Raw genomic sequence first — 26,174 nt, 5'->3', positions numbered from 1 at the left:
TAATTATGCGAGCGGCGTGGGCGATATACAACGACAGACTGTGCTTATGCACCAAAGTGTTGCGAAATTGCGTCGCGGAATATGCTCGTCAGTGGGCGCGTGTCGCCGACAGGCAACGCCGGGCCGGCAGCCCGGCACGGCTTAGCCGCCCTGGTACAGGGAAGTCTCTGGCGTAGCGCGCTGAGGTGGGCTGGGGCGCGCCGCACCCGCTGGCCGGGCGGGCGCGGCCCGTGCGTCGGGCGAGGGCGGGGGCCCGGCGCTCTGGCCGGTCTTGCCTGTGCTGCCTGTGCCCGGCTCCTGATAGGCCTGGCCGGGCGGCGGCGCGGTGGGGCGCTTGCGGATTTCCGCCAGCAGCCTGCCGCATTGGCTGCTCTCGTCGGCGGTGGAAAGGTCGATCAGCGGCAGGATGGCGGCGCCAACCGGCGCCACCAGCGCCAGCGCCACCACGCCGCCGGCGCGCAAGGCAAGCACGCCGATGTCCGGGCTGACCGATGGCTTCTTCAGCGTGCCGCCCACGTAGAGCGGCGAACGCAGCGAAAAAATGCGCAGGCCCTTGGACTCGGGCCGGACGGTGAGCGCAAGCCGCTCGCTGGCGAGGTCGACGCCGCCGCTGGTCTCGATCACCGCGTCCTGGGTGTCGAGGACGAAGGTGCGCGCGCGGGCCACCCCCTTGGTGAAAGTGAAATCGCTGACGCCGCAGTTGATCTGCACCGGCTTGTCGCCGAACAGCTGGCGGATCACCACGCTGCCCACGTTCAGGCCCATTGCCTCCAGCAGGAACTTGCTGACGGTGCCGTTCTCCACCAGCAGCTTGGCTTCGCCATTGGACGTGCCCAGCAGCGTGGCCACCGAGTTGCCGGTGGCGCTCAGTCTGGCGCTGCCGTTGAGCTCGCCGATGCTGGCGCGCATTGTCTCGAACTTCGGGAACAGTTGCTTGAGCTGGAGATGGCGCGCCTTCATGTCGATGGTGGCGGCCAGCGGCTCGCGCTTGCCGTCGAGTTGCAGCGACGACGTCAGGTTGCCGCCCGCCACGCCGAAATTCAGCGGGTCGAGCGTGAGCACGCCATCGTCGAGCTTGAGATGGGTGACGAGGTCGGTGATCGGCAGGTCGGTGGTGCGGATGATGCGGTTGCCCGTGAACTTCACGTCGGCGTCGATGCTGTCCCAGCGCTCCGTGCGGAATGGCGCTACCGGCAGGGCCTTGTCAGCCGGCTGGCGCACCGTGCTGTCCGAGGCAGCCTGCCCGGGCTTGGCGTCGGCGCCGATCAGCGGAGCCAGGTCTTCGAAGCGCAACTGGTTCGATTCCAGCTCGCCGGATAGCAGGGCGCGCGGCTGGCGCTGGGTGTACGTGAGCGAGCCGTTCAGGTCGCTGCCGCCGACGCGGCCGGTGAACTTGTCGTAGCGGTATTCCGATGCGCCCTTGCGCAGTGTGGCAACGAGCCGGCCGCGGGTTTCGTAGGGCGGGGTGCTCGGCAGCACGATGCCGGTCAGCGGGTAGAGCTTGGCCATATTGTCGCCCGACAGTTGCAGGTGCATGTCCAGCGCACCGAGGTGGGCAGGGTTGGTCAGCGTGCCCTCCACCACCGCGCGCGTATTGCCGACCCGGACATCGGCCTGCAGGGGAAAGGGCACGTTGGCGTCGCGCAGGCTCAGTACGGTACCGGCCTTGCCGCTGGCGTTGATGGTGGTCTCGTTGTAGCGGCCCGTGGCCTTCCAGCGGATGCCGTAGCGCGGACCGCCGGCGCTGCTTGCACTGCCGGCGTGGCCGGATGCGCCGATGGCACTGGCGGCCCCCGTGCCGGCCGCGCCGGACGCCGGCGGCGCGATCAGCGCGCCGTCGCGGGTCTTCTCATAGAGGGCCGCGTCGCCGATGGTGTCCAGGCGTGCCTGCAGTTCGATCTTCATCGCCTTGTCGGTCAGGGCGAGATCGCCGCGCGCCAGCGCCACTTCGCCGATATCCAGCCGCCACTGCGAAGGCGTTTTGCTTGCGGGGGTGGCGAAGGTCCAGTTGTTGCGCTGGTCCGCCAGCCGCTCCAGCCAGACTACGGGACTGTCTACGACGATGGTGGGAATCGCGATCTGATGGGAGAGCAGCGGCACCGGGCGCAGCACGAAGATCAGTTCGCGCACGGTGGCGAAGTTGGGCTCGCGGGCCCACTCCGGATTGCCAATGGTGATATCGCGCGCGGAAAGGCGCGGCCAGGGCACCCAGGTATGCCAGCCGGTTTCGCCCTCGGCGCCACGCCAGGTCAGGGTAAGGTCGCCGTTGACGGCGAAAGGCCGGCCGATGGCCTCCGAGACCTTCTGGTTAAGCCATGGCTTGAGGCGGTTCCAGTCGAAGGTCAGAATCACCACGACGAGCGCAGCGATGAGCACCAGCGGTGTCAGTACACTCCAGAGAATGGCCTTGCGGCGCACGGGCATGGGGTCGGTTTCCTGATTGGCGCGGGCAGCCGCGCGCTGTCTGCGAGACAATGCGGCGGTCGAACCACGGCTGTGGGTATTGTATAGTTGCGCGCCCCGTTCTCCTGTCGGCGCTTGGCTGACAAGGTGCCTCAATGCGCGCTTTTCCCCCCAGTCTCTCTTCAAAACCAGCAAGCTTCGAGCAAGAAATGAGCAACCTCGTCCCGGAAACCTCCGTCCCGCCGGAACTGGCGCAACTGCCGCCGGCCCTTACCCACGAGAGCCCGGAGGACGACGACTACCACCGCCGTTTCGGCGGCGTGGCGCGCCTGTATGGCGCGGAGGGCCTGGCGCGGCTGGAGGCGGCGAACGTCTGCGTGGTCGGCATCGGCGGGGTGGGCAGCTGGGCGGCCGAGGCGCTGGCGCGCAACGCGGTCGGCCGCGTCACGCTGATCGATCTCGACCATATCGCGCTATCCAATACCAACCGCCAGATCCACGCGCTGGGCGATGCCTATGGGCGCGCCAAGGTGCAGGCCATGGCCGAGCGCATGGTGCAGATCAACCCGCGCTGCCAGGTCATGCAGGTTGACGATTTCGTTACCCCGGACAATGTCGTGGAACTGCTTGGCGGGTACGACTACATCATCGACGCGATCGACTCGGTCAAGGTCAAGATTGCCATGCTGGGCTGGGCGCGCCGCGAGGGCCGGCGCATCATTACCTGCGGCGGTGCCGGCGGCCAGCTCGACCCGACCCGTATCCGCGTCGTCGATTTCTCACGCACCGTCCAGGACCCGCTGCTGGCCAAGGTGCGTTCCAGCCTGCGCAAGGACTGGGGCTGGCCGCGCAATCCCAAGAGAAAGTTCGGCATCGACGCGGTCTACTCGGACGAGCCCTTGCGCTATCCCGAGCCCGAACAGCAGTCCTGCGAAATCGACGAGGCCCCGGAAGGCGCGCCGGCCGCGCCAACCGCGCCGCCAGCCGGCCCGCAGGGACTGGCCTGCGCCGGCTTTGGCTCCTCGGTGGCGGTGACCGCGGTGTTCGGGATGGTGGCGGCTTCGAGTGTGCTGGCCGCCCTCACGGCGCCTGACTGAGGTCTCGCGTCACGCCGCAAGGCGCGCCAGCAGGGCGGCCAGTTCGGCCTCGCCAGGCGCGGTGTTGTCGAAGTAGGTCAGTTCGGGGTACTGCTCCGGTGCGGGCATGAAGCGCCGCGTGCGGTAGTCGTCCCAGTGCGCCAGCTTGTAGGCGTCGTTGGGGTTGCCGCGCCGCACGATGCGGGCGCGGGCCTCGTCTTCCGGCAGGTGCACCCACAGCGTGCGCACCCTGGTGCCGGCGGGCACGCGCAGCCAGTCGGCGTCGTGCAGCAGATGGTCGCGCACCTCGCGCGATAGCGGACCCACGACGATCACACTGATGCCCAGCGCGAGATTCTCGCGCGCGGTATCGAGCAGGCCGTGGTATTCGGCATTGCGCAGGTGCTTGAGGTAGGTGGGGCTGTCGCGGTCGTTCGGGTCGCCGGTCAAGGCGCCCATCGCCGCGGCGCTGTAGGCGCCATAAAGCGTGTCCTTGTCGAGCAGGCAGAAGGGCTCGCCGGTGGCCTGCATCAGCGGGCCGATCAGGCGGTGGGCCAGTGTGGTCTTGCCGGTGCCGGCATGGCCGCAGAAGAAGAGCAGTCGGGGCATGGGAAGCCAGGGGGCAGCCTGGTGAGAGGAAAGAACCAGCCGTCAGCATAACCCGCGGGCGCGTGCTGCCCCCGCCGCGCAGCGATTTGTCCTGGATCAGCCCCGCCCTGCGTGGATTCGGTATCCTTGCGGTTTGCGCGCTTTTGTCCTCTCGATATGACCGATTCCTCCTCCCCAAGCACCGCCACCCTGGCCTCCGACCTGCTGCTGGGCGAGCCGGTGACCGACGCCACCCACGCCGAATTCGTGCAACTGCTGGATGCCGCCACGCGCGCGGACGATGCCCGTTTCCTGGCGGCGCTGGACGAGTGGATCGATCACACCCGCCATCATTTCGGACAGGAGGAAGCGTGGATGGAGGCGATGGCCTTCGGCCCGCAGCATTGCCATCGCGGCGAGCACCAGCAGGTGCTGGCGGTGGCTGGCGCGGTACGCGAGAAAGTGGCGCAGGGAGACCTGGCGCTCGGCCGGCGCCTGCTGTCGGAACTACCGGGCTGGTTCGACCAGCATGTGAAGGGCATGGACGCGATGATGGTCAGCCACATGCGCGAGAACGGCTTCACGCTGATCGAGGCACCGTCCGGGCAGGTGGCCTAGTCTGCCTTGGCAGCCGCGCGGTCCAGCACGACAAAGTGCTTGCGCACCGCTTCCAGCACCTCGAACAGGCCGGTGAAGCCTGCCGGGATCACGCAGGCGTCGCCGGGGCCGAATTCGCGGGCATTGCCCGCGTCGTCGCTGATGCGCAGGCGTCCGCTGATGACATGGAAGAATTCCTCTTTGCCCGCCGGGAAGGCAATGCGCCAGGCGCCTGGCTCGCAAGCCCAGATACCGCAGTCGAAATCCCCCTGGCTGGCGCTGTAGTGCGTCCAGGTGGTGCGGTCCGGGTTGCCGGCGACCAGCCGGTCGGGGCGCGGCCGGTCGTGGCTGGGCAGCGGTTCGGGGGCGGTCTGGAAATCGGTCAGGCGGGGCGGGGAAGCAGTCACGGCGAGAACAGGATCAAGGCGAACAGGGGCGGCAGGGCCAGGTAAGGCGGCGGGCCCGGCCCGCCGCACGCACCCGGCAGTTTAATTGAGCGCCGAGGCCAGCAGCCGGCGCCAGCGCGCAACCGCTTCGGGCTGGTCGCTCATCAGCGTGAATACCGACAGCATTGCCGTGCGCCCGATATCGTCCTCGAAGGTGCGGTCCGTCCGCACGATGGCCAGCAGCTGTTCCAGCGCTTTCTCGTATTGCCGATGTGCGATCAGCGCGCGGGCCAGGTCCAGCCGCGCCCGCAGGTCGCCGGGCGCGGCGGCGACGCGGGCCTCCAGCGTGGCTGCGTCGGGCAGGTCGGAGACGCCGCGCATGGCCTCGATCCGGGTGCGCAATGCCGCGTAACCGTCCTCCTGGGCCGCGCCCGGCGACAGCATGCCGAACTCCGCCTGGGCCTGGTCCAGGGCGTCCTCGTCAAGCAGGAAGCCGATGTACTCGAGGCGAGCCGCGTCAAAGCCGGGATCGAATGCCAGCGCCGCCTGGAAGGCTGACCTGGCGGCGTCGCGGTCGCCCACGGCGGCATGGTCGAGCGCTGCGCGCAGGGCCACCTGGCCCGGATCGGGCATCACGCGGGCAATAAACTCACGCAGGCCGGACTCGGGCAGCACGCCGGTGAACTGGTCGGCCGCCTTGCCGTCGGCAAATGCCACCACGTGTGGAATGCTGCGCACGCCGAAATGTGCCGCCAGTTCCTGGTTTTCATCCACGTTCACCTTGGCCAGCCGCCATTTGCCGGCGGCTTCCCCTTCGAGCTTTTCCAGCATCGGCCCGAGGGTGCGGCAAGGACCGCACCAGGGCGCCCAGAAATCCACCAGCACCGGGATGTGGCGCGACGTCTCGATCACGTCCGTCTCGAAATTCTGCAGGGTTACGTCACTCATGGCTTAGTCTCGAAAGTGGCACACCCGCGGCGGGGCCGCGAGGGAAAACGCGCAATGACGCGCCTTGCGCGCCGACCTCCCGCATTTTGGGGCGGGACTCGCCGATTGCAACCGTGGCCCATCGAAGCAACGATGGGCAAGGGTAAGCGATGGATTGAAAATAGAACGGTCGTTCGGTTATATTCCTTGATTCATTGCTTCACTTGCATTCCAAGACCAGGTCGGACAGACCGCACAGGAGACCCTTATGCAGACCACCCAGCCCGCGCGCCCGCATTTCCAGTTCTGGCCCAAGCGCGCGCCCACCGAGATCGTGCTGCCGGAGACCTCGCTCTGGTACAACCTGGTGGTCTCCGCGCAGCGCTACCCCGACAAGGCAGCCATCCGGTATTTCGGTAACGCCATCACGTTCCGGGCGCTGGAAGCCCAGGCCAGCGCAGTGGCGGGCTGGCTGCAGCAAAAGGCGGGCGTGAAGAAGGGCGACCGGGTGCTGCTCTACATGCAGAACTGTCCGCAATTCATCATTGCCTACTACGCGATCCTGCGCGCTGACGCCGTGGTCGTGCCGGTGAACCCGATGAACCGTACCGAGGAATTCAAGCATTACATCAGCGATGCGCAGGCTACCGTGGCGATCTGCAGCGCGGATCTCGCCGGCGGGGCCGAGCAGGCCAACGCCGAGCTGCCGGCCGGTGAGCGCCTGCAGCATCTGCTGGTCACGCAATACAGCGATGCGCTGCCGGCCAGCTATGAAAACCCGGAAGACGCCCCGGCGGCCTGGCTGACCACCCAGCATCCGCTGCCCGCCGGCGCTACGCCGTGGGCCGAAGCGCTCGCCGCGCAACTGGTGCCCGGACCGCATACCGCCGGCCCGGACGACATGGCGGTGATGCCCTATACCTCGGGCACCACCGGTTTCCCCAAGGGTTGCATCCATACCCACCGGTCCGTCATGCATAACGTGGTCGGGGGTGGCATCTGGAGCGGCAGCGGCGCGGAGTCGACGATCCTGTCGGTGCTGCCGCTGTTCCACGTGACCGGCATGCAGTACGGCATGAACGGCCCGATCTATAGCGGCGCCACCGTGGTCATGCTGCCGCGCTGGGACCGTGAAGTCGCGGGCCGGCTGATCTCGCGCTACCAGGTCACGCACTGGACCAACATCCCGACCATGGTCATCGACTTCCTGGGCAGCCCGAATCTCGACCAGTTCGACCTGTCGAGCCTGCGCTATATCGGCGGCGGCGGCGCGGCGATGCCGCAGGCGGTGGCCGAGCGCCTGAAGCAGCAGTTCGGCCTGAACTACATTGAAGGCTACGGGTTGTCCGAGACCATGGCCCCGACCCACAGCAACCCGGGCGACCGGCCCAAGCTGCAGTGCCTCGGCGTGCCAAGCTTCAATACCGACGCGCGCGTGATCGACCCGGTCACGCTCAAGGAGGTGGCGGTCAATGAGGTCGGCGAGATCATCGTGTGCGGCCCGCAGGTGTTCAAGGGCTACTGGCGCAAGCCGGATGCCACGCGCGATGCCTTTATCGAATTCGAGGGCAAGACCTTCTTCCGCACCGGCGACCTGGGCCGCATGGACGAGGAGGGCTACTACTTCCTCACCGACCGGCTCAAGCGCATGATCAATGCGTCGGGCTTCAAGGTGTGGCCGGCCGAGGTCGAGAACCTGCTGTACAAGCATCCCGATGTGCAGGAGGCCTGCATCATCGGCACGCGCGACGCCTACCGCGGTGAAACGGTGAAGGCGGTGGTGGTGCTAAAGACGCATGCCAGGGGCAAGACCACGCCCGAGGACATCATCGAGTGGGCCAAGGAGAATATGGCGGCCTACAAGTACCCGCGCGTGGTGGAGTTCGTCGACGCGCTGCCCAAGTCGGGCACCGGCAAGGTGATGTGGCGCGCGTTGCAGGAAAGCGAGAATGCTCGCAACGCGGGATCCCAGCCGGCTGCGGCCTGACCCCATGGCGCTACGCCTCGGGCACGCCCCGGGGGCAAACCGGCGCGGCGTGCGCGGGTACATCAGTGCCCGCGCACGCGCACCAGCATCTTCACCATGCTCTTGTAGCTGCGCTCGCGCGCGTGGCGGGTCGGCGAGGTGCCGTCGCGGTCGGGAAGGTTGGCGTCCGCGCCAGCGTCGAGCAGCAACTGCACCGTGTCTTCATAGCGCGCGCTGCCATCGCCCATGACGATGGTTTCCAGCAGGGCGGTCCAGCCCTGGCGGTTGACATGGTCGACCGCGACGCCAGCCTTCAGCAACACCTTCACCACTTCGGTATTGCCATGCTCGCAGGCCACGATCAGGGCGGTGCTGTCGTTGATGTCGGTGCTGGTGAGGTCGGCGCCATGCGTGAGCGCCAGCTGTACCATTTCAAGCTGCCCGGTGGCCGCGGCCAGCAGGAAGGGGCTGTTGGATTCGATGTCCTTGCGGTTGACGTCGGCGCCAGCCGCCACCAGCGCCTTCGCCACTTCGGTGTGCCGGCTATAGACCGCCACCAGCAGGGCGCTGCGGCCGCGTTCGTCGGTGGCCTGGGCCGAAGCGCCGGCCGCCAGCAAGCGCTTGACCAGTTCGAGGTCGCCCAGCGTCGCTGCCGCGATCAGGTTGCGGTCGAGCCCGCCCACGCTATCGTGCGCGGTGGTGGCGGAGCCGGCGCCTTGCGCGTGCGAGCGCGGCGAGGCCTGGGCCGGGCCGCCGCCGGCGGGGCGCGCCGCCAGGCTCGTTCCGCCGGGGCCGGCCAGCAGCGCACCGCCCATTAGCAGGCCGGTCAGTCCCAACACTTCGGCAAGCACCAGTCGGCGGGGGCGGGCGGAAGTGCGCGGCATCCTGGTGGCTCCCGGATCAGGCGGTTTCGCTGACAGCCTGTGCGGCCGTGGCATCCGTATCCTGCAGCCGGCGCCATAACCGGCCAAGGTAGGGATCGTCGACGCCGTTGGTGGCAAGGCCCAGCAGCGTCTGCTGCAGATATTCGCGCGCCGGCCCGTAGAGGCCGCAGGCGTGACGCAGGCGCGCGACCACGCTGTCGTCGGGCAGGCGCCCGGCATAGGCCTCATGCGAGCGGTTCATCACGAAGGCCAGCGCGCGCTGCGGCGGGCAACCGTTCATCTTTATGTTGAGCCAGCGCGGATGATAGGCGCCGGTGAGCATCTCGCGGCGCCACAGCAGGCGGAACTCCTGCTCGATCATGTGATGGGGGATGCGGAAGACGACGCCCTGGCAAGAACCGCCACGGTCCAGGCCGAGCACCAGGCCGGGGTTGTCCCAGGTGCCGCGATTGATGCGCGAATACAGGTAGAAGCCGCGATGGTACCCGTGCACGCTGGCCAGCCGGCGGTCCGTGTGAATCACCATCGGGTTCCAGATCAGCGAGCCGTAGCCGAACACCCAGACATCGCCTGCCAGCCCGGGCGTATCCGGCCGCTGGTCCAGCGTAGCGCGTAGCGAGCGTTCGAAAGCTTCTTCGGGAAGTAGCGAGGAAGCCACCGGCGTGCTGCAAAGTGAATCACGCAGCCGATCCGTTTCGAGATCTTGTCGGGTGATGGCCATGGTGCAAGCATAATCCAAAGCCGCGCGGCAGGCGGCAGGGAAACCACATGGCGTGCAGAAATCTCTGCAAGCTCCGGCTGGTTGTATGCGATAGACAACGGTCATGCCGAGATTCGGCAGGTACCCTTGGCCGGCCAATCTGCCAGGGCGAGGTGGCGGTACCGGCCGCTATGTCTTTACAATGTGGCATCAACCAGGAGATCAGGCTATGGCGCGCACGCTCACGGTAGTTTTCGGTACCGGCAAGGAATTTGGCTTCACGATTGGCGACGCCGAGCTGGCGGCGGTTACCGAGGACGCTGGCTGGCGCTGGTTCGACCGCGAATATGCCGAACTCGATTGCCAGGCTTCCAGCCCGGTGGGCAAGGTGCTGGTGATCGACAAGATCCTGAGCGTGGCCAAGTTCTCCGGCGAGCAGCGTTTCGCCAGCGATGCCGCCTGGGCCCAGGACTATGCGCGCCATGCCGCGCGCCTGCTGGACCGTGACAAGGTGCGGGTCGACGTGAGCAGCGCGGCGATCAGTTTCTGAACGCACGGGCCGGAATGCAAGAGGGGCGCCCGCGGGCGCCCCTCTTGCTTGTGCCCATCCGCGCGGGATGGGATGCCGGTGAGCGCCGCCGGGGCGGCGCCAAGGCGATCAGACCGCCAGCAGTTCCACTTCGAACAGCAGCGTGGCGTTCGGCGGAATCACGCCGCCCGCGCCGCGCGCGCCGTAGCCCAGATCGGCCGGGATCACCAGGCGGCGCGTGCCGCCCACCTTCATGCCTTGCACGCCTTCATCCCAGCCGCGGATGACGTGGCCGGCGCCCAGCGGGAACACGAACGGGTCGTTGCGGTCCTTGCTCGAATCGAACTTGCGGCCAGCCTGGCCGTTCTCATAGAGCCAGCCGGTGTAATGCACCGTGACATGCTTGCCTGCCGTGGCTTCGGCGCCTTCGCCGGTGACGGTGTCTTCATATTGCAGGCCGGAGGGAGTGGTATTCATGGATGGCTTCCTTGTGCTGTATCAGCGAGGGTCACGGGTTCGGTGAGGCCGGCGGCATGCCGGCCGCACCGGGCGGATGGGTAATTCTGAACCTGGTAATGCTGGTAACGCGAAAACCGCTCGGGAGCCGGGCTTAGCCCTGGGGCTGTTGCAGGACCTCGAGCGTAATGCGGACGTTGTGGTCGTCGTCGCTGACCCAGATCTCGCTGTCCTGGATCGTTACGGACAACCGCATGGCGCGCTGGGCCAGGGCGGCGAGTGCTTCCACCGCCTCGGCCGGCACATTGTAGATGGTCACGTTGCGCAGCTTGCCGGCCTTGCCGGCCATGCCTTTCCACCATTCGCGCGCGCTCGCGCCATTGTAGGTGAACACGGTGACGCGATCGGCGCGCGCGGCGGCGCGCTTCAGGCGCGACTCGTCCGGCTGGCCCAGCTCGATCCAATGCGCGATCTCGCCGGTCAGGGTCTTTTCCCACAGGTCCGGCTCGTCGGGCTCGTCCAGGCCGCGGGTGAAGATCAACGTCTCGCTGGCTTCGCAGGCAAAGGCCAGCAGCCGCACCATCATGCGCGCATCGTTCTCGGACGGATGCTTCGCGATGGTCAGGGCGTGGCTGCCGTAGTAGGGCCGGTCCATGTCGGAGACGGACAGTTCGGCCTTGTAGATGGTGGATTTAAGTGCCATGAAGGAAGCGGGAGCGGCAAATGCTGCGAGAAGCGAAAGGCCGCATCATACGTGAATCGGACGCGGCGTTCGCAACGACACCGTACCGGGTGCCTGCCATGCCGCCTGGAGTGGGCTCAGGCGCCCACGGCGCCCAGCGCGATCGCGCTCAGACTGGCGGCGAAGCCGGGCTGGTTTTGCCAGGCTTCGCCCAGCAAGTGGCCGGTGCCGGGCAGGTCGATCACCTCCACCCGTTCGGCCAGGCCGGCACGGGCGGCAAGCGCGTCGGCAATGCCCGCGGGGATGACTTTGTCTTCGGCACCGCGTACCAGGGTCAGGCGGCCGCGGAATTGCGCGATCCGTTCAAAGGCGAGCGAGGCGCGCCAGCTGCCGGGCGTGCGCAGTACGGTGGTAAAGGCTGGGCCGAAGGGCAGTTCGAAAGCGGCGGGGTCATAGGCGGCGCCCACCAGTGTCAGCAGCCGGTCGATCCGGTTGCGCGGATCGGCGGCCAGCCGCACGGCGATTTCGCCGCTCATGCTGATGCCGATCAAGGCGCGGGGACCAGCGCCATCCAGATGGGCCAGCGCCGCCTCGGCTTCGCGCTGGCGCTTGGCCAGCGAGTTGGGCGTGCGCGCCGAGCTTTCGCCGTGGCCGGAAAAATCGAAGGCGATGCTGCCCACGCCCTGGGCGGCGAGCGCTTGCCGCAACGCCAGCCAGCGCGCGCGGTGGCTGGTGCCGGCGCCGTGCAGCAGCAGGCAGTTCGCGCCGTTGCCGGTGTCGATGCGGTCGGCGGCCAGTGTCTCGGTGCCGGTTTCGATGTCAAAGCGCTGGGGTGTGCTCATGGATGGCCTGGCGCGAACATTGGCGCCGCGATGGGCGCCGCTCGCTTTAGCGGGACTTTCGGTAATCGCTCAGGTAGTAGCGCAGCAGCGCCGAGGCCAGGTTCAGGCAGAGAAAGGCGATTGCCACCACCATGGCGTGGCCGGCGGGACTGTCGATCTGCCCCGACAGCGCGAGCCCTGCCAGCCAGCCTCCCACCGGCAGGATCAGCAACGGCACCAGCAGCGCGCGGCGGCCATAAGTGCGCAACGCCCAGGCGGGAAAGCGGCGCAGGAATGCCATCGGGATGCTGCACATCAGGCAGGCGCCCGCAGCCGCCAACGACGCCGCCACCACATCCCCAACTTGAATCGTGATCATTGTTTTCGGGTTTCCCGTTCAGGCGGAAACCGGGAAAAATGGCCCCGCCGGAAAAATGCAAACCGCTGATTTTACAGAAGAAACCGGCTCTTCAGGCGTCGCCGGGTCGACATCTGGCGGTGTTGTGGAAAACTATATGTGATGCTTGTGTTACTTGGGTGCCGACGCGGCCGGCATGGCTTCCACCGAAATCGTCAGGACCACACTATCGCTCACGTCGGGCAGGAAGCGCGTCATGCCAAAGGCGCTGCGCGACAGTACCGCGCGGAAGTCGCCGCCGCAAACGTGGCGCTTGATGCCAAACAGCGAGATGTCGCCACAGCTGAAGCGCTCGGCTTCCAGCCGCAGCGGTTGCGTGACGCCGTGCAGGCTCAGTTCGCCCTCCACGGCCACCAGCCGGCCGCCGTCCTGCACGAAGCGGTTGGCGCGCAGCCGGACCACCGGGAAGTTCTGCGCATCGAGGAACTGGGCCGAGCGCAGGATGCCGTCCAGCGTGCGGTTGCCGGAATCGACGGAGTCGGCGTCGACCGTAAAATCGATGGCGCCGCTGCCGCTGGTTTCGTCATAGCTGATGCGGCCATCGATCTTGCCGAATCGCCCGCGTACCGAGGTCCGCTCGAAATGGCTGGCGGCGAAGTACACCGCGGTATGGGTCGGGTCCACCGCGTAGCTGGCCGGCTCGGCCCGCGCCGTGCCGGCCAGGGCCGGCGCCAGCAGGCAGAGCGCGCAAAGGATGGCAGGCAGGTAGCGCATGATCGCTCTCCCCGGTGTTCTCAGTGCACCAGCACCGGCAGCAGGAAGATGCCAATCGCCGACAGGAAGCCGATGGTCCAGCACAGCGTGCGCAAGGTGGCGCGATCAGCCAGGTAGCACACCGTGTACAGGATGCGCGCGGCGACAAAGACCAGCGCCAGCTCGTCGATGCGCGCGGCAGGCGCCTGCAGGTGGGTGGCGCACAGCACCGCCGCGGCGAATAAGGGGAAGGCCTCGAAATGGTTGCGGTGCGCCATGTCGGCGCGCCGGGCGCGTCCGGCCTGTTTTTCCAGCCAGCCGCGCGGATCGTGGTTGTCGAAGGCGTTTCCGCTCGCCTTGGCGATGCCAACCGTCACCACGGGCAGGATGCCTGCCACCAGCACACACCAGAATGCGATCGGCATTGTCATTTCCTTTGCTTGGAAGCACGCGCCCGATGGCCGGCTGGCCGGCCGCCGGGCATACCGGCGGCCGGGGCGGTCAGGCCGCCACTACCCGGATCTTCACGCCGGCCACGCTGACCACCTGGCCGGCGCGGATCTTGGCGGTCTTGCGCGATTCCACCGCGCCGTCGACCGACACTTCGCCGGCCGCCACCAGCGCCTTGCCGGCGCCGCCGCTGTCGCACACGCCGGCCACCTTGAGCAGGTCGTTCAGGGCGATATGCTCGCCCTCGAGCGGGAAGGTTACGGTTTGCATGGGCTTACTTCCCCCAGCTGTCGCGCAGGCCGACGATGCGGTTGAAGACCGGCTTGCCCGGCGTCGAATCGACCCGGTCGGCCACGAAGTAGCCCTGGCGCTCGAACTGGAAGCGGTCTTCCGCGGCGGCTTGCTGCAGGCCGGGTTCCAGGTAGGCGGTGACGATCTTCTTGGAGTCCGGGTTCAGCGCGTCGAGGAAGTTCTTGCCGCCGGCATCCGGGTTGGGGTCGTTGAAGAGACGGTCGTACAGCCGCACCTCGGTTTCATAGGCATGCGCCACGCTGACCCAGTGGATATTGCCCTTGACCTTGACGCTGTCCGCGCCCGGCGTGCCGCTCTTGGTCTCGGGCAGGTAGTTGGCGTGCACGGCGATCACCTTGCCGTCGGCGTCGCGGTCCACGCCCGTGCATTCGATCACATAGCCGTAGCGCAGGCGCACCTTGCTGCCGGGGGTGCCGTCCTTGGGCGCGAACAGGCGGAAGTAGCCCTTGGGCGGCGCTTCGCTGAAATCGTCGCGCTCGATCCACAGTTCGCGCGACAGCGGGAACACGCGCAGGCCCAGCTCCGGCTTCTTGGGATGCACGGGCGCCGAGCAGTCTTCGCTCTGGCCTTCGGGGTAGTTGTCGATGATCAGCTTGAGCGGGTCCAGCACCGCCGCGCCACGCGCCGCGCGCGCATCGAGGTCGTCGCGCACGGCGCCTTCCAGCGTGCTCATGTCGATCCAGCTATCGGACTTGGCCACGCCGATGCGATCGCAGAACAACTGGATCGATTCCGGCGTAAAGCCGCGCCGGCGCACGCCCACGATGGTGGGCATGCGCGGATCGTCCCAGCCGTCCACGCGGTTTTCAACGACCAGTTGCAGCAGCTTGCGCTTGCTGGTGATGGCGTAGGTCAGGTTCAGGCGGGCGAATTCATACTGGTGCGGCAGCGGATCGCTGAACACGCCGCATTCGCGCAGCTGGGCCAGCACCCAGTCATACAGCGGGCGGTTGTTCTCGAACTCCAGCGTGCACAGCGAGTGCGTGATGTTCTCCAGCGCGTCCGAGATGCAGTGCGTGAAGTCGTACATCGGGTAGATGCACCACTTGTCGCCCGTGCGGTGGTGATGCGCGTGGCGGATCCGGTAGATCACCGGGTCGCGCATCACGATATTGGGCGCGTTCATGTCGATCTTGGCGCGCAGCACGTGCTCGCCGTCGGCGTACTTGTCGTCGCGCATGTCGCGGAACAGCCGCAGGTTTTCCTCGACGCTGCGGTCGCGGAACGGCGAGGGCGTGCCCGGGCGGGAGAAGTCGCCGCGGTTGGCGGCGATCTGCTCGGCGCTCTGGCTGTCCACGTAGGCCACGCCGCGCTCGATCAGCTTTTCGGCGAAGGCGTAGAGCTGGTCGAAGTAGTCGCTGGCGTAATACAGGTGGGGCTGCTGGCTGCCGTCCTTGGCGGTGCTGTCCCAGCTGAAGCCGAGCCAGTGCACCGCGTCGATGATGGAGTCGACGTATTCGGTATCTTCCTTGACCGGGTTGGTGTCGTCGAAGCGCAAGTGGCAGCGGCCACCGTAGTCGCGCGCCATGCCGAAGTTCACGCAGATGCTCTTGGCGTGGCCGATGTGCAGGTAGCCGTTGGGCTCCGGCGGGAAGCGGGTGATGACGGGGGGCAACGGCTCGCCCTGGGCATCCTGGCGGCCGGCGTAGGTGCCGGCGGTGAGGTCCTGGTCGATGATGCTGCGCAGGAAATTGGATGCGGCGGGCGTGTTGTCGTTGGCTTTGGGGTCGTTGCTCATGGTGGCGCCGGTGGGCGGTTAAGTCAGGGGCGGGGCGGCGGCCGGCGTCTGGCGCGCAGCCCGCCGCGCTGCTCGATTGCATGGCGGAATGCCGGATCGGGTGATTTTACCGTGCCGGCGGCCAGAGTCGTGCAATCTCCGCGCGGCAGCGCAAAAACAGCCGCCGCGGCCTAGGATGGAGGGAGCGCATCCGTCCCCTGGAGCATCGCCGCCATGCCGACTTCAACCCCGACTCCAACCCTTGCCCCTGCCTCCCGCCCGACCCCGGCCGAAGCCGTGGCCGGACTCTGGCAGGCCGCCGGGATGCCCGCCGCAGCGCTGGGCCGGCTGCAACTCACCGGCACCGACCCGGTGCTGCCGTCGTCCTTTGCCGTGGGCACCGCCGCTCAGGCCAGCCTGGGCGCCGCGGCGCTCGCCGCCGCCACGCTGTGGCAACAGCGCAGCGGACGCTGGCAGGATGTTGCCATCGACATGCGTCACGCCCTGGCCGAATTCCGCAGCGAGCGCTACCTGCGCGTGGAGGGCGGCCCGGCGGCGGAGATGTGGAACAAGATCGCCGGCGCCTACCGTTGCGGCGACGGGCGCTGGGTGCGCCTGCACACCAACTTCCCGCATCACCGCGACGGCGTGCTGCGCATCTTGGGCTGCGCCCATGAGCGGGCCGCCGTGGAAGCCGCCCTGCAACGGTGGGAGGCCGAGGCCTTCGAGGCTGCCGCCTCCGAAGCCGGCCTGGTGGTGGCCGCCATGCGCAGCTTCGAGGAGTGGGACCAGCATCCGCAGGGGCAGGCGCTGCGCGGCCTGCCGCCGTTTACCCTGGAGCGGATCGGCGAGGCGCTCCCGGAGCCGCTGCCGACGCTGCCCGCTGCCGGCGCGCGCCCGCTGTCGGGTGTCCGCGCGCTCGATTTCACGCGCATCATCGCCGGCCCGGTGGCCGGGCGTACCCTGGCCGCGCATGGCGCGGACGTACTGCTGGTCACCTCCGCCCACCTGCCTGCCATCGAACCGTTGGTGATCGACACCGGGCGCGGCAAGCGTGCCTGCCAGCTAGACCTGCGCGATGCCGACGATAAGCGTGCCTTGCACAAACTGTTGCACGGCACCGATGTGCTGGTCCAGGGCTACCGGCCGCATGGCCTCGCCGAACTGGGCGTGGGGCCGGAGGCGGCGGCCCGGGCGCGGCCGGGCATTGTCTATGTGACGTTGAGTGCCTACGGGCACGTCGGGCCGTGGGCCGGCAAGCGCGGCTTCGATTCCCTGGTGCAGACCGCCACCGGCTTCAACCATGCGGAAGCGCAGGCAGCCGGCAGCGACGAACCGCGTCCGCTGCCGGCCCAGGTGCTGGATCATGCCGCCGGCTACCTGATGGCGCTCGGCGCCATGGCTGCGCTGCACCGGCGCGCCGTCGAGGGCGGCAGCTGGCATGTGCGGGTATCGCTGGCGCAGGTTGGCCAGTGGCTGCGTGGCCTGGGGCGGGTGGAAGGGGGATTGCAGGTGCCGGACCAGCGGCTTGAGGATGTGGCCGACCTGATGGCGACATTGCCGTCGGGCTTCGGCGAACTGAGCGTGGTGTCGCATGCGGGCCGCCTGTCGGAGACCCCCGCGTACTGGGCGCTGCCTTCGGTGCCGCTGGGCACGCATGCGCCGGAGTGGCTGCCGCGCGCCTGAGCGGCGCGCGGGCGGGGGGGGGGCAGCTGTTGCGTTGCAGCCGGCTTTAGCGTTTCAGGCGCCCGTCATGCGCGCCATCCACGCTGCCATGTCGCGCTCGATCGGGCTGCCTTCCTGCTGGGCGGCGAGAATGCGGGCGCGGTCGGCCGCGGGGCGGTTCTGGCTGAGCTTGAACTTGGCTTCGACTCGCGTCGGCACGATGCGCAGGCCGACAATCGCACCCAGCATCTTCTGCTGGAAATCCTCCGGCAGCTCCCGCCATTGCGCGGCGTAGCCGGGCTCGTTCTGCGCGATCAGGCGCTTGAGCAGCGCATCCTTGGCATCGGCGTCGTGAAGCGTGGCGATTTCCGCGTACACATGCACGGCGACGTAGTTCCAGGTCGGCACCGACAGCTTCTGCTCGTACAGCGCCGGCGAGACATAGCCGTGCGGGCCCTGGAACACCAGGAGCGCGCGCGGCGTCTGCTCCAGCCAGCGCCAGTGCGGGTTGGCGCGCGCCATATGGCCTTCGATCCGCCAGGCGTCGCCGCTGCGTTCCGCCACCACCGGCAGATGGGTGGCGAACGGCAGCCCGTCGGCGTCATTGCCGATCAGGGTGGCGAAAGGGTAGCGGCGCATGACTTCGTCGATGGCGTCGCTTTCGGTGCTGGCAAAGTGGGCTGGCGTGTACATGGGCTCGACTCAATACAGGGTTTGCTTCATCCGGGCGGGCTGCGACGCGTCGTACGCGACGCCGTCGAAGGGATTCCGGCTCACGGCGGCCAGGATGGTGCCGTTGCTCGGCAGGCTGCTGCGCGCCACCTGTGTCTGCGGGTCCCACAACCTGGATCGCACCAGCGCGCGGGCGCACTGGAAGAACACCGACTGGATCGAGATCACCAGCACGGTAGCCGGCGCCTTGCCATCCACCATGCAGCGCGCGATCAGCGTCGGGTCGACCGAGACATGGGCGGTGCCGGCCACCCGGATGGTCTCGTCCACGCCGGGAATCAGGAACAGCAGGCCCACGCGCGGGTCCGCGATGATGTTGCGCAGGCTGTCGAGGCGGTTGTTGCCGCGCCGGTCCGGCAGCAGCAAGGTGCGCTCGTCGAGCACCTGGACAAAGCCGGGCGCGTCGCCGCGCGGCGAGCACTCGGCATACTCCCCGCCCACCGTGGAGAGCAGGCAGAGCGGGGCGGCCTCGACAAAGGCGCGGTAGTGCGGATGCAGGTAATCGACTTCCTTGGCGAGCGAGGCCTCGCTGGCCTGGGCGTAGTGGGCTTCCAGTTCGGCCAGCGTGGTCAGGGCGTGCGGCGTGGTCATGTCGGTGGGCGCGTGCGGGTTGCGCGTCAGGGCTGATGGGCGGGGCGGATCTCACTGTAACGCAGCTGCGCGTGGTTTGTCGCGCTTGCCCGCCCCGCGCCACCATGCACGATTGGGCTGCGTGTTACAGGTTGATGGTGCCGCGGCCCAGTTCGATCACGCGTCCGCCCACGCGGATGGCCTGCCCGGCGGTCACTTCCAGCCGCAGCGTGCACGGCCGGTCGACCGCCTCGCCCTGCGCGATCTGGTATCCGGCCGGTAGCGCGTGGCCGCTGGCGATCAGCCAGCCGCCCAGGTTGGCGCAGGCCGATCCGGTACCCGGGTCCTCGGCCACGCCACCGCCCTGCTTGGTGAAGAAATAGCGCGCCACCACCTGTTCCGGCCGCGTCGGATCGAAGGCAAAGACGTAGGCGGTCTTGCGGCCCAGGCTGCTCTGCGGCCAGGACGCCAGCCGCGCGCTGTCGGGCTGCGCGCGGCGCACGGCGTCGACATGCTTCACAGGTACCAGCAACTGGTCGGCGCCGGTGTCGACCCACATCGGCGAAGCCAGCAGGTCGGACTCGGCAAGGCCGAGCAGGGAGGCCATTTCCGCATCCGGCAGGCCGGCCGGTGCCGTCTTCGGCTGGCCCGCATGCGGCGCAGTGAAGGTCCACACATCGCCCTGCGCGGTCACCGGAACCACGCCCGCCTTGAATTCGAGCGTGAGCGCGTCGCCGGTAGCGGCCAGGTCGCGCACCACATGTGCCGTGCCCAGCGTGGGATGGCCGGCAAAGCGCATCTCATAGCCCGGCGTGAAAATCCGGACCTGGGCGCTGGCTTGCCCGGAGGGCAGGATGAAGGTGGTCTCGGACAAGTTGAACTGCAGCGCCAGGGCTTGCATGGTGGCGTCGTCGAGCCCGCGCGCATCCTCGAATACGCACAGGGGATTGCCGCCGAAAGTGGATTCGGCGAAGACGTTGAGCAGGCGGTAAGCGTAGGCGGTCATGGCTGTTCGGGCTGGAAGTGGAAGGGGCCAGTGTAAATCGCCACCCGGCGTACGCCATGCACAGTCGAAGGGATGGCTGGCAGGCCAGTTGCTGACAGTTGGCCTGGGTGCGGGACCGGCAGGGCCCGATCCATGCGAGGCCGGCGTCCGTGCGGCCGGTTCCGGCATGACCGGATTTCCGGCGAATCCGGAAGAACCTAGGGGTATTCGCTGCTAAATGCGAATACTGGCTGACGGTATAGTAGCGGCGCCGGTGGCTTGTCTCGGTCCGGCCAATCCAGCATGAAGGCCACCGGAGGATGCCCATGGCGAGCAAGACGGACTTGTTTGGTGGCTTGGCCACGACGTTGAGCGTATGGATCGCGGCGGCGGCCGGGCTTGCCTGTCTCTCATCGGCGGTCGCGGCCCCTCTCTCCTTCGCATCGTCTCCCGCCGAAATCGCAACGACCGTGCTCGAGGATGAACCCGGTACCGTGGCGGTGGGCATCTGGCGGGACAAACAGGATCGCTACGCCGTACAACGTCGTCGCGTGGGCGCGGCCAGTGAGATCGTGGAGGGCGGCGATCCGGAAGCACAGCCGTTATTCGAGATCGGCTCCATCAGCAAGTTGTTCACGGGCCTGCTGCTCGCACAGGCGGTCGAGCGCGGCGACCTGTCGCTGGACGACAACCTCGGCAAACTTCTGCAGGGCCACGCTGCGCTGAAGCCGGAGACCGCCGCCATCACGCTGCGCCAGCTCGTGACGCACAGCGCCTGTCTGCCCCGCGAGCCGCAGGATTTTCCCGGCTACGGGACCGAAAACCCGTTCTCCCGGCATGACCGCCGGAAGCTGCTTGCCGGTCTTTCCGGGCTGACGCTGGAACACGCGCCGCCCTGCGGCGCGGCGTACAGCAATCTGGGGATGGGCTTGCTCGGGCAACTGCTTGCCGACCGGTACGGCAAGCCTTGGGATGTGCTTGTGCGCGAGAACATCACCGGACCGCTGGGCATGCGCAGCACGTTCCAGTTCCCGGGGCCGCAGGCCAAGGCGCTCGCGCCCGCCTATAGCCACGAAGAGACCCGGGCGCCATGGGACTTCGATGCATTGTCGGGCGCCGGCGCGCTGCGCTCGACGGCCCCGGACCTGCTCATCTTCGCGCGCGCCATGATGGCAGGCAGCGCCGGGCCGCTCGGTCCGGCGGCGGAACGGGCGCTCATGGCGAGGAGATCGGCTACGCTGTGCTGATCCGCGGGCCGGCCGGCCATCGCACGTATTACCACGACGGACTGACAGGGGGCTATCGCGCCTTGCTGGCCTTCGCGCCGGACACGCAGGAAGCGGCCGCCGTGCTGGTGAGCAATACCCATGCGCCTTCATACAAGGTCCTGCTGGGCATCACCGCCAGCCGCTACCCCACCATGCCGGCGGCGCCCGCGCTCGCGCCTGGCGTGCTGGCGGAGTACGGCGGGATCTACCAGGTCGACAAGAGCAATTACGTCACTATGGTGCCGCAGGATGGCACGCTGTACCGGCGCGCCACGGGCGGGGGGTTCCGCCCGCTATCGCCGGCCGGGCACGACACCTTTGTCGACACCGAGGTCGGCGTGCAGTATGTGTTCCGGCGCGAAGCCGGCGAGATCGTTGGGTTGGACTATTCGCTAGGCGGCGCCGGCTATTCCGCGCTGCGCACGAAAGCGGCCGCGCCGGCGATTGCCGTCGTGCCGCTCGACAGGCAACAGGAATACGTCGGCCGCTATCGTAGCCAGCGGCTGATTCGCACGGACCTGATCTTTGATATCCGGGCCGAAAACGGGCAGCTCGGTGTGCGATCCGGAAACTGGCTGCGCAGGCCGGTGTTCCCGGTGGCAGCGCAGGCCGACCGCTTCGTCTACGAGAACGGACTTGCCCAACTCCAGTTCGAGCGCGATGCGGCGGGGCAGGTCACGGGCGTTGTCCTCTACGAGAGCGGTGTGATTCGCCTGCGCCGGATGCCTTGAGGCCGATGGCGTGCCCCGGGACGCCAACCGCCAAAAAAAAAGCGCCCACGTTGCCGCGGGCGCTCTCCCAGTACTGCTATCGGGAAGTCAGAAACCTACTGCCTGTCCATCGCGCCGGCTGTCGCTGGCGGCCACGTAGCCATGCTCGGCGTCTTCCGACAGGCGCCAGATGAACTGTCCCGAGCCGAAATCCATGTAGGGATCGTCGACCGACTTGAGCTGGTGGCCGCGTGCCTTGAGGCCCGCCACCACGGCCGGATCCATGGTGGATTCGATGTCCAGCGTGAAATCCCGGTTGACCTTCCAGCGCGGCGCGCAGCAGGCGGCCTGCGGCTGCTGGTTGTAGTCCACCATCCGCACCACGGTCTGCAGGTGGCCCTGCGGCTGCATGTCGCCGCCCATCACGCCGAAGCTCATCACCGGCTGGCCGTCCCTGGTGAGGAAGGCAGGGATGATGGTGTGGAAGGGGCGCTTGCCGCCAGCCACCACGTTGGCGGACTTCGGGTCCATCGAGAAGCCCACGCCGCGGTTCTGCAGGCTGATGCCGGTGCCGGGCACGACCACGCCTGAGCCGAAGCCCATGTAGTTCGACTGGATGAACGAGATCATCATGCCGTTCTCGTCGGCTGCGGTCAGGTAGATGGTGCCGCCGACCTTGGGCATGCCGAAATCGAAATGCGTGGCGCGATCCATGTCGATCAGCCTGGCGCGCGACTTCAGGTAGTCGTCGTCGAGCATTGCCTCGGGCGTGACTTCCATGCTGGCCGGGTCGGCCACATAGCGGTAGAGGTCGGCAAAGGCCAGCTTCATCGCCTCGATCTGCAGATGCTGGGACTCGACCGAATCCACCGGCAGCGAGGCCATGTCGAACTGGTTGAGGATGCCGAGCGCCACCTGCGCGGCAATGCCCTGTCCATTCGGCGGAATCTCGTGCAGTTCATAGCCGCGGTAGGACTTGCTGATCGGCTTGACCCATTCCGGCTTGTAGTTGCGCAGGTCGTCGGCCGTCATGGCGCCGCCGCATTCCTTGCTGAAGGCAGCGATCTTCGCGGCGATCTCGCCTTCGTAGTAATCGCGGCCATTGGTGTCGCCAATCTTGCGCAGTGTCTCGGCGGCGGCCTTGAGCGTGAATTTCTCGCCCACCTTGGGGGCGCGGCCATTCGGCATGAAGGCCTCGGCATAGCCGGGCTGGTCCTTCAGTTCGGGCACGGCGGCGGCCCACTTGTGCGCCACCACCGGTGGCACGGCGTAGCCGCGCTCGGCGATCTCGATGGCGGGTTCCATCAGTTCGGCGAAGGGCAGCTTGCCGAAGCGCTCATGCAGCGCGGCCCAGCCGGCGATCACGCCGGGCACGGTGACGGCGTCCCAGCCGCGCACGGGGCGGTTGGCGATGCCATTGGCGTCCGTGCCGTACTTGTTCTTGAAATACTCGGGGCTCCACGCCGCCGGGGCTACGCCCGAGGCGTTCAGGCCATGCATTTCCTTGCCGTCCCACAGGATGGCGAAGGCGTCGCTGCCCAGGCCGCACGAGACCGGTTCGACAATGGTGATCGCCGCCGCTGCCGCGATGGCCGCGTCCACCGCGTTGCCGCCCTTGAGCAGCATGCGCAGGCCGGCCTGCGCTGCCAGCGGGTGGGAGGTGGATACCACGTTGCGCGCGAACAGCGGAATGCGCACGGAAGGGTAGGGATTGGTCCAGTTGAAGTTCTGCATGCTTGCCTCGGTTCGGTTCGCTGTCCTGGCGGGGGGGCCGTGCCTGTCGGCTCGCCAGGATTCGCGCTTGTATTGGCGCCCGCCTCCCGCATCGGCGGGACGGGGCGTACGGCGGAAGTCGCTGTGACTCCGGCGCCGTTATTCCACGGTGATCTTGCGGTCCTTGATCAGCTTACCCCAGCGCGCGCTGTCCTTCTTCACCATGGCGGCGAACTGCGCCGGCGTGCCGCCGACGGGTTCGGCGCCCAGCTTGCCGAGGCGTTCCTTCACGTCCGGCGACTGGATCGCCTTGTTGAATTCCGCATTGAGGCGGTTCACCAGTTCGGCCGGCATTTGCTTGGGGCCGTAGATGCCGAACCAGGTATCGGACTCGAAGCCCGGCAGGCCGGACTCGCTGACGGTGGGGATCTCGGGTGCCAGCGGCGAGCGCTTCAGGCTGGTCACGGCCAGTGCCTTGAGCTTGCCGTCCTTCACATGCGGCAGGCCGGAGACGATGCTGTCGAACAGGATCTGCACCTTGTTGGAGATCAGGTCGGGCACGGCCAGCGCGGTACCGCGATACGGGATGTGCGTGATGAATACGCCGGCCTGCGCCTTGAAGGCCTCGGCGGTCAGGTGCACCACGGTGCCGTTGCCGCTGGACGCGTAGTTCAGTTCACCCGGATGCTTCTTGGCGTAGTCGATCAGTTCCTTGACGTTCTTTACCGGCAGGCTGTTCGGCACCACCAGCACGTTGGTGGCGATGGCCACCTGGCTGATCGGCGTGAAGTCGGTCTCGGTGTTGTACGGCAGGCGGGGGTTGATGTACGGCCCGATCGAGTGCGTGCTGGTGGTGGCGATCAGCAGCGTGTAGCCGTCGGCCGGGGCCTTGGCGGCCATGTCCGAGCCGATCGCGCCACCCGCGCCGGGACGGTTGTCGACCACGATCTGCTGGCCCATGTTGGTGCCCACTTTCTGCGCGATGGCGCGGGCCAGCAGATCGGTGGCGCCGCTGGCCGGGAACGGCACGATCAGGCGGATCGGCTTGTTCGGATAGGTGTCGGCGAGTGCCGGGACGGCGCTCAGCGCGAGGCCGGTGGCGAGGCTCGTGCCAAACAGGCGCAGCCAGTGTTTCATGGTGATCTCCGGATCTGGAAGCAAGGCAGTGCGGGCCGGTGCCGGCCTTCGGGCAACGCACCGCGCGCAGGCCGAGGCTGGTGGCGCCAGGCCCGCGTTGATGGTGCTGCGCATCATTATTCCGTGCAGGGCATCATAATGAAAGCTAATATTTCTTTCTTGTGTCTCAATGTTTTCTTAAGTATCGGCATGGCCGGTCTGCCTCATTTCGCGAGCCCTTCCCATGAGCACCATCCGTTTCCTGCGCACTTTCGTTGCCGTGGCCGACCACGGTTCCTTTGCCGCTGCCTCCGAGCGGGTGGCGCTGACGCAGGCCGCGGTCAGCTTGCAGATGCGCGCGCTGGAGATTGAGCTGCGCCGCGAGCTGTTCGACCGGGGTGGCAGGGTGGTGGCGCTCAATGCCGGCGGCCGCGAGCTGTTGCCGCAGGCGCGGCGCATGCTCGCGCTCTATGACGAGATGCGCTTGCCGCCTGAAGCGCCGGACGCGATGGCCGGCGCGGTGGCGGTGGGGGCGGTGGTCTCGGTGATGGGCGGGCTGTCGCATGTGGTGGCGCGCATGAAGCGCGAACATCCGGCGCTGGACGTGCGCCTGGTTGGCGCCAAGTCGATCGAACTGGCGGCCCAGGTGGAAGCGGGCGAGCTTGACGCGGCAATGCTGGTGGAGGGGACTGGCCGGCTGGCCGGCACCCTGGCGTGGACGCCGCTCTACCAGGAGCCGCTGGTGGCGATTGCAGGGCGTGACAGCCCGGGGGCGAACGCGCGCGAGGCGCTGGCGGCCAACCCCTTCCTGCGATTCGACCGCGGCCAGCGCACCGGCTTGCTGGTGGAGCGGGCGCTGCGCCGCGCGCACCTGCGCGTCAACGAGTTCCTGGAACTGAACTCGATCGAGGCGCTGGTCGAACTGGTGCGCCAGCAGGTGGGCGTGACCGTGGTGCCGCTCTTGCAGCGCGCGCGCTGGCGGGAGGACGAGGCCTTGCGCATCCTGCCCCTGGAAGTGGGCGGCGCCCCGGTGATGCGTACCATCGGCATGCTGGAGCGGCGCGACCATGCGCGCCGGCATGTCGCGGCGGCGGTGCGGGAGGCTTGCGCGGGATTGTTCGATGCCCCGGGCGGCGATGGCGTGGCGGCGCAGCCGTGAGGCGAAGCAGCGCACTTCTCGTGGCCATGGAAGCGAAGCAGGCATAAAAAAAGGTGCCTGGCGGCACCTTGAGGGTCTTGCTGGCACGGTCGCTCGCGGCCGGCACGTTGGCTGGCCGCGGGACTTGCTGGATTATTCTTCCTGGAACGCTTCTTCGCGCTTGTTCTTGATCGACGGCAGCGCCACGATCAGCACCAGCACGGCGGCGGCGATCAGCAGGCCGAGCGACAGCGGACGGGTCACGAACACCGTGAACTCGCCACGCGACAGCAGCAGGGAGCGGCGGAAGTTCTCTTCCATCATCGGTCCCAGCACGAAGCCCAGCAGCAGCGGAGCCGGCTCGCATTTCAGCTTGATGAACAGGTAGCCGATCACGCCGAAGGCCGCGGTCTGGAACACGTCGAAGGTGGTGTTCTGGACCGAATACACGCCGATGCAGCAGAAGGTCAGGATGGCCGGGTACAGGTAGCGGTAAGGCACCTTGAGCAGCTTGACCCAGATCCCGATCAGCGGCAGGTTCAGGATGATCAGCATGAAGTTGCCGATCCACATCGAGGCGATCAGGCCCCAGAACAGCGCGGGGTTGCTGGTCATGACCTGCGGGCCCGGCTGGATGTTGTGGATGGTCATCGCACCCACCATCAGCGCCAT

General features: G+C 67.7%; 29 protein-coding genes. 9 read left to right on the top strand and 20 right to left on the bottom strand.

The window, feature by feature from the left end; translation table 11 throughout:
* Window positions 1-141: 141 nt before the first annotated feature.
* The gene (locus tag AC1DT6_RS00145) at window positions 142-2,424 is read right to left on the bottom strand and encodes an AsmA family protein (RefSeq protein WP_441624786.1); all 2,283 of its coding nucleotides are present in this window, start codon (window positions 2,422-2,424) and stop codon (window positions 142-144) included.
* A 188-nt stretch (window positions 2,425-2,612) separates the two neighbouring features.
* On the opposite strand from AC1DT6_RS00145, the gene tcdA reads away from it, so the two are divergent.
* Window positions 2,613-3,500 (top strand): tRNA cyclic N6-threonylcarbamoyladenosine(37) synthase TcdA, encoded by an 888-nt coding sequence (gene tcdA / locus AC1DT6_RS00140; protein ID WP_441624784.1) that lies wholly within the window; start codon window positions 2,613-2,615, stop codon window positions 3,498-3,500.
* Window positions 3,501-3,509: 9 nt separating this feature from the next.
* Here the strand turns inward: tcdA and AC1DT6_RS00135 are convergent, their stop codons facing one another.
* Window positions 3,510-4,088 carry a P-loop nucleotide/nucleoside kinase family protein gene (locus AC1DT6_RS00135; RefSeq protein WP_441624782.1) on the bottom strand — a complete coding sequence of 193 codons (579 nt, stop codon included), beginning with the start codon at window positions 4,086-4,088 and terminating at the stop codon, window positions 3,510-3,512.
* A 156-nt stretch (window positions 4,089-4,244) separates the two neighbouring features.
* Here AC1DT6_RS00135 and AC1DT6_RS00130 point away from each other — a divergent pair, with 156 nt between their 5' ends.
* Window positions 4,245-4,685, top strand: coding sequence for a bacteriohemerythrin (locus tag AC1DT6_RS00130; protein WP_441624780.1), 441 nt, complete (start codon window positions 4,245-4,247; stop codon window positions 4,683-4,685).
* Here the strand turns inward: AC1DT6_RS00130 and AC1DT6_RS00125 are convergent.
* Both AC1DT6_RS00125 and trxA read right to left on the bottom strand, forming a co-directional pair.
* Window positions 4,682-5,071 (bottom strand): cupin domain-containing protein, encoded by a 390-nt coding sequence (locus tag AC1DT6_RS00125; RefSeq protein ID WP_045236051.1) that lies wholly within the window; start codon window positions 5,069-5,071, stop codon window positions 4,682-4,684. The genes AC1DT6_RS00130 and AC1DT6_RS00125 overlap by 4 nt on opposite strands.
* Before the next feature lie 81 nt (window positions 5,072-5,152).
* A complete protein-coding gene (gene trxA / locus AC1DT6_RS00120) occupies window positions 5,153-5,998 on the bottom strand; it encodes a thioredoxin (RefSeq protein WP_441624778.1) in 846 nt (281 codons plus the stop codon).
* Window positions 5,999-6,245: 247 nt separating this feature from the next.
* Between trxA and AC1DT6_RS00115 the strand changes: the two genes are divergently transcribed.
* Complete coding sequence (locus tag AC1DT6_RS00115; RefSeq protein WP_441624776.1) at window positions 6,246-7,964, top strand: long-chain fatty acid--CoA ligase; 1,719 nt, start codon at window positions 6,246-6,248, stop codon at window positions 7,962-7,964.
* Between the two features lie 62 nt (window positions 7,965-8,026).
* Here the strand turns inward: AC1DT6_RS00115 and AC1DT6_RS00110 are convergent, their stop codons facing one another.
* Entirely contained in the window at window positions 8,027-8,827 is an 801-nt protein-coding gene (locus AC1DT6_RS00110) for an ankyrin repeat domain-containing protein (protein ID WP_441624774.1), read from the bottom strand.
* 16 nt (window positions 8,828-8,843) lie between these two features.
* Window positions 8,844-9,548 carry a gamma-glutamylcyclotransferase gene (locus AC1DT6_RS00105; RefSeq protein ID WP_441624772.1) on the bottom strand — a complete coding sequence of 235 codons (705 nt, stop codon included), beginning with the start codon at window positions 9,546-9,548 and terminating at the stop codon, window positions 8,844-8,846.
* Between the two features lie 208 nt (window positions 9,549-9,756).
* Between AC1DT6_RS00105 and AC1DT6_RS00100 the strand changes: the two genes are divergently transcribed.
* Window positions 9,757-10,077 (top strand): hypothetical protein, encoded by a 321-nt coding sequence (locus AC1DT6_RS00100; RefSeq protein ID WP_035864014.1) that lies wholly within the window; start codon window positions 9,757-9,759, stop codon window positions 10,075-10,077.
* Between the two features lie 108 nt (window positions 10,078-10,185).
* Here AC1DT6_RS00100 and AC1DT6_RS00095 read toward each other — a convergent pair whose 3' ends face one another.
* From AC1DT6_RS00095 to AC1DT6_RS00080, 4 genes are all read right to left on the bottom strand, one after another.
* Window positions 10,186-10,533: an FKBP-type peptidyl-prolyl cis-trans isomerase gene (locus AC1DT6_RS00095; protein WP_035864016.1), complete on the bottom strand. Its 348-nt coding sequence runs from the start codon at window positions 10,531-10,533 to the stop codon at window positions 10,186-10,188.
* Between the two features lie 133 nt (window positions 10,534-10,666).
* Entirely contained in the window at window positions 10,667-11,215 is a 549-nt protein-coding gene (locus AC1DT6_RS00090; protein WP_441624769.1) for a YaeQ family protein, read from the bottom strand.
* Between the two features lie 116 nt (window positions 11,216-11,331).
* A complete protein-coding gene (locus tag AC1DT6_RS00085; RefSeq protein WP_441624767.1) occupies window positions 11,332-12,036 on the bottom strand; it encodes an alpha/beta hydrolase in 705 nt (234 codons plus the stop codon).
* A 46-nt stretch (window positions 12,037-12,082) separates the two neighbouring features.
* Entirely contained in the window at window positions 12,083-12,394 is a 312-nt protein-coding gene (locus AC1DT6_RS00080; protein ID WP_441624765.1) for a hypothetical protein, read from the bottom strand.
* On the opposite strand from AC1DT6_RS00080, the gene AC1DT6_RS00075 reads away from it, so the two are divergent.
* Window positions 12,387-12,536 (top strand): hypothetical protein, encoded by a 150-nt coding sequence (locus tag AC1DT6_RS00075; protein WP_441624763.1) that lies wholly within the window; start codon window positions 12,387-12,389, stop codon window positions 12,534-12,536. The genes AC1DT6_RS00080 and AC1DT6_RS00075 overlap by 8 nt on opposite strands.
* Window positions 12,537-12,544: 8 nt before the next feature.
* Here the strand turns inward: AC1DT6_RS00075 and AC1DT6_RS00070 are convergent, their stop codons facing one another.
* The 4 genes from AC1DT6_RS00070 to AC1DT6_RS00055 all read right to left on the bottom strand — a co-directional run bounded on the left by AC1DT6_RS00070 (window position 12,545) and on the right by AC1DT6_RS00055 (window position 15,626).
* Window positions 12,545-13,147, bottom strand: a complete 603-nt coding sequence (locus tag AC1DT6_RS00070) for a YceI family protein (RefSeq protein ID WP_441624761.1) — start codon at window positions 13,145-13,147, stop codon at window positions 12,545-12,547.
* Between the two features lie 20 nt (window positions 13,148-13,167).
* Entirely contained in the window at window positions 13,168-13,551 is a 384-nt protein-coding gene (locus AC1DT6_RS00065) for an MAPEG family protein (protein WP_441624759.1), read from the bottom strand.
* A gap of 76 nt (window positions 13,552-13,627) precedes the next feature.
* Entirely contained in the window at window positions 13,628-13,846 is a 219-nt protein-coding gene (locus tag AC1DT6_RS00060; RefSeq protein ID WP_043348411.1) for an RNA-binding S4 domain-containing protein, read from the bottom strand.
* A 4-nt stretch (window positions 13,847-13,850) separates the two neighbouring features.
* Window positions 13,851-15,626 (bottom strand): glutamine--tRNA ligase/YqeY domain fusion protein, encoded by a 1,776-nt coding sequence (locus AC1DT6_RS00055; protein ID WP_441624756.1) that lies wholly within the window; start codon window positions 15,624-15,626, stop codon window positions 13,851-13,853.
* Window positions 15,627-15,839: 213 nt separating this feature from the next.
* On the opposite strand from AC1DT6_RS00055, the gene AC1DT6_RS00050 reads away from it, so the two are divergent.
* Window positions 15,840-17,291: a CoA transferase gene (locus AC1DT6_RS00050; RefSeq protein WP_477102307.1), complete on the top strand. Its 1,452-nt coding sequence runs from the start codon at window positions 15,840-15,842 to the stop codon at window positions 17,289-17,291.
* A gap of 54 nt (window positions 17,292-17,345) precedes the next feature.
* Here the strand turns inward: AC1DT6_RS00050 and AC1DT6_RS00045 are convergent, their stop codons facing one another.
* The 3 genes from AC1DT6_RS00045 to AC1DT6_RS00035 form a co-directional block, all read right to left on the bottom strand.
* Window positions 17,346-17,963 carry an FMN-binding negative transcriptional regulator gene (locus AC1DT6_RS00045; RefSeq protein WP_441624752.1) on the bottom strand — a complete coding sequence of 206 codons (618 nt, stop codon included), beginning with the start codon at window positions 17,961-17,963 and terminating at the stop codon, window positions 17,346-17,348.
* A gap of 9 nt (window positions 17,964-17,972) precedes the next feature.
* Window positions 17,973-18,593: a pyridoxamine 5'-phosphate oxidase family protein gene (locus AC1DT6_RS00040; RefSeq protein ID WP_441624750.1), complete on the bottom strand. Its 621-nt coding sequence runs from the start codon at window positions 18,591-18,593 to the stop codon at window positions 17,973-17,975.
* Window positions 18,594-18,717: 124 nt separating this feature from the next.
* The gene (locus tag AC1DT6_RS00035) at window positions 18,718-19,578 is read right to left on the bottom strand and encodes a PhzF family phenazine biosynthesis protein (protein WP_441624748.1); all 861 of its coding nucleotides are present in this window, start codon (window positions 19,576-19,578) and stop codon (window positions 18,718-18,720) included.
* 305 nt (window positions 19,579-19,883) lie between these two features.
* Here AC1DT6_RS00035 and AC1DT6_RS00030 point away from each other — a divergent pair, with 305 nt between their 5' ends.
* On the top strand, window positions 19,884-20,804 hold the full coding sequence (locus AC1DT6_RS00030) for a serine hydrolase domain-containing protein (protein ID WP_441624746.1): 921 nt from the start codon (window positions 19,884-19,886) through the stop codon (window positions 20,802-20,804).
* Window positions 20,798-21,556, top strand: a complete 759-nt coding sequence (locus tag AC1DT6_RS00025) for a hypothetical protein (protein WP_441624744.1) — start codon at window positions 20,798-20,800, stop codon at window positions 21,554-21,556. The genes AC1DT6_RS00030 and AC1DT6_RS00025 overlap by 7 nt, the downstream gene beginning before the upstream one ends.
* Window positions 21,557-21,643: 87 nt before the next feature.
* Here the strand turns inward: AC1DT6_RS00025 and ggt are convergent, their stop codons facing one another.
* Window positions 21,644-23,269: a gamma-glutamyltransferase gene (gene ggt, locus AC1DT6_RS00020; protein WP_441624742.1), complete on the bottom strand. Its 1,626-nt coding sequence runs from the start codon at window positions 23,267-23,269 to the stop codon at window positions 21,644-21,646.
* A 138-nt stretch (window positions 23,270-23,407) separates the two neighbouring features.
* On the bottom strand, window positions 23,408-24,385 hold the full coding sequence (locus AC1DT6_RS00015; protein ID WP_441624740.1) for a Bug family tripartite tricarboxylate transporter substrate binding protein: 978 nt from the start codon (window positions 24,383-24,385) through the stop codon (window positions 23,408-23,410).
* A gap of 223 nt (window positions 24,386-24,608) precedes the next feature.
* Between AC1DT6_RS00015 and AC1DT6_RS00010 the strand changes: the two genes are divergently transcribed.
* Entirely contained in the window at window positions 24,609-25,523 is a 915-nt protein-coding gene (locus AC1DT6_RS00010; RefSeq protein ID WP_441624739.1) for a LysR substrate-binding domain-containing protein, read from the top strand.
* A 132-nt stretch (window positions 25,524-25,655) separates the two neighbouring features.
* Here AC1DT6_RS00010 and AC1DT6_RS00005 read toward each other — a convergent pair.
* Window positions 25,656-26,174 (bottom strand): tripartite tricarboxylate transporter permease (locus tag AC1DT6_RS00005; protein ID WP_477114412.1); only part of this gene is annotated, 519 nt, incomplete at its 5' end.

This window comes from Cupriavidus sp. 01L45 (assembly GCF_056399885.1).
The sequence above is the reverse complement of the archived record's forward strand: the minus strand, read 5'-3'. Positions and strand labels throughout refer to the sequence as shown.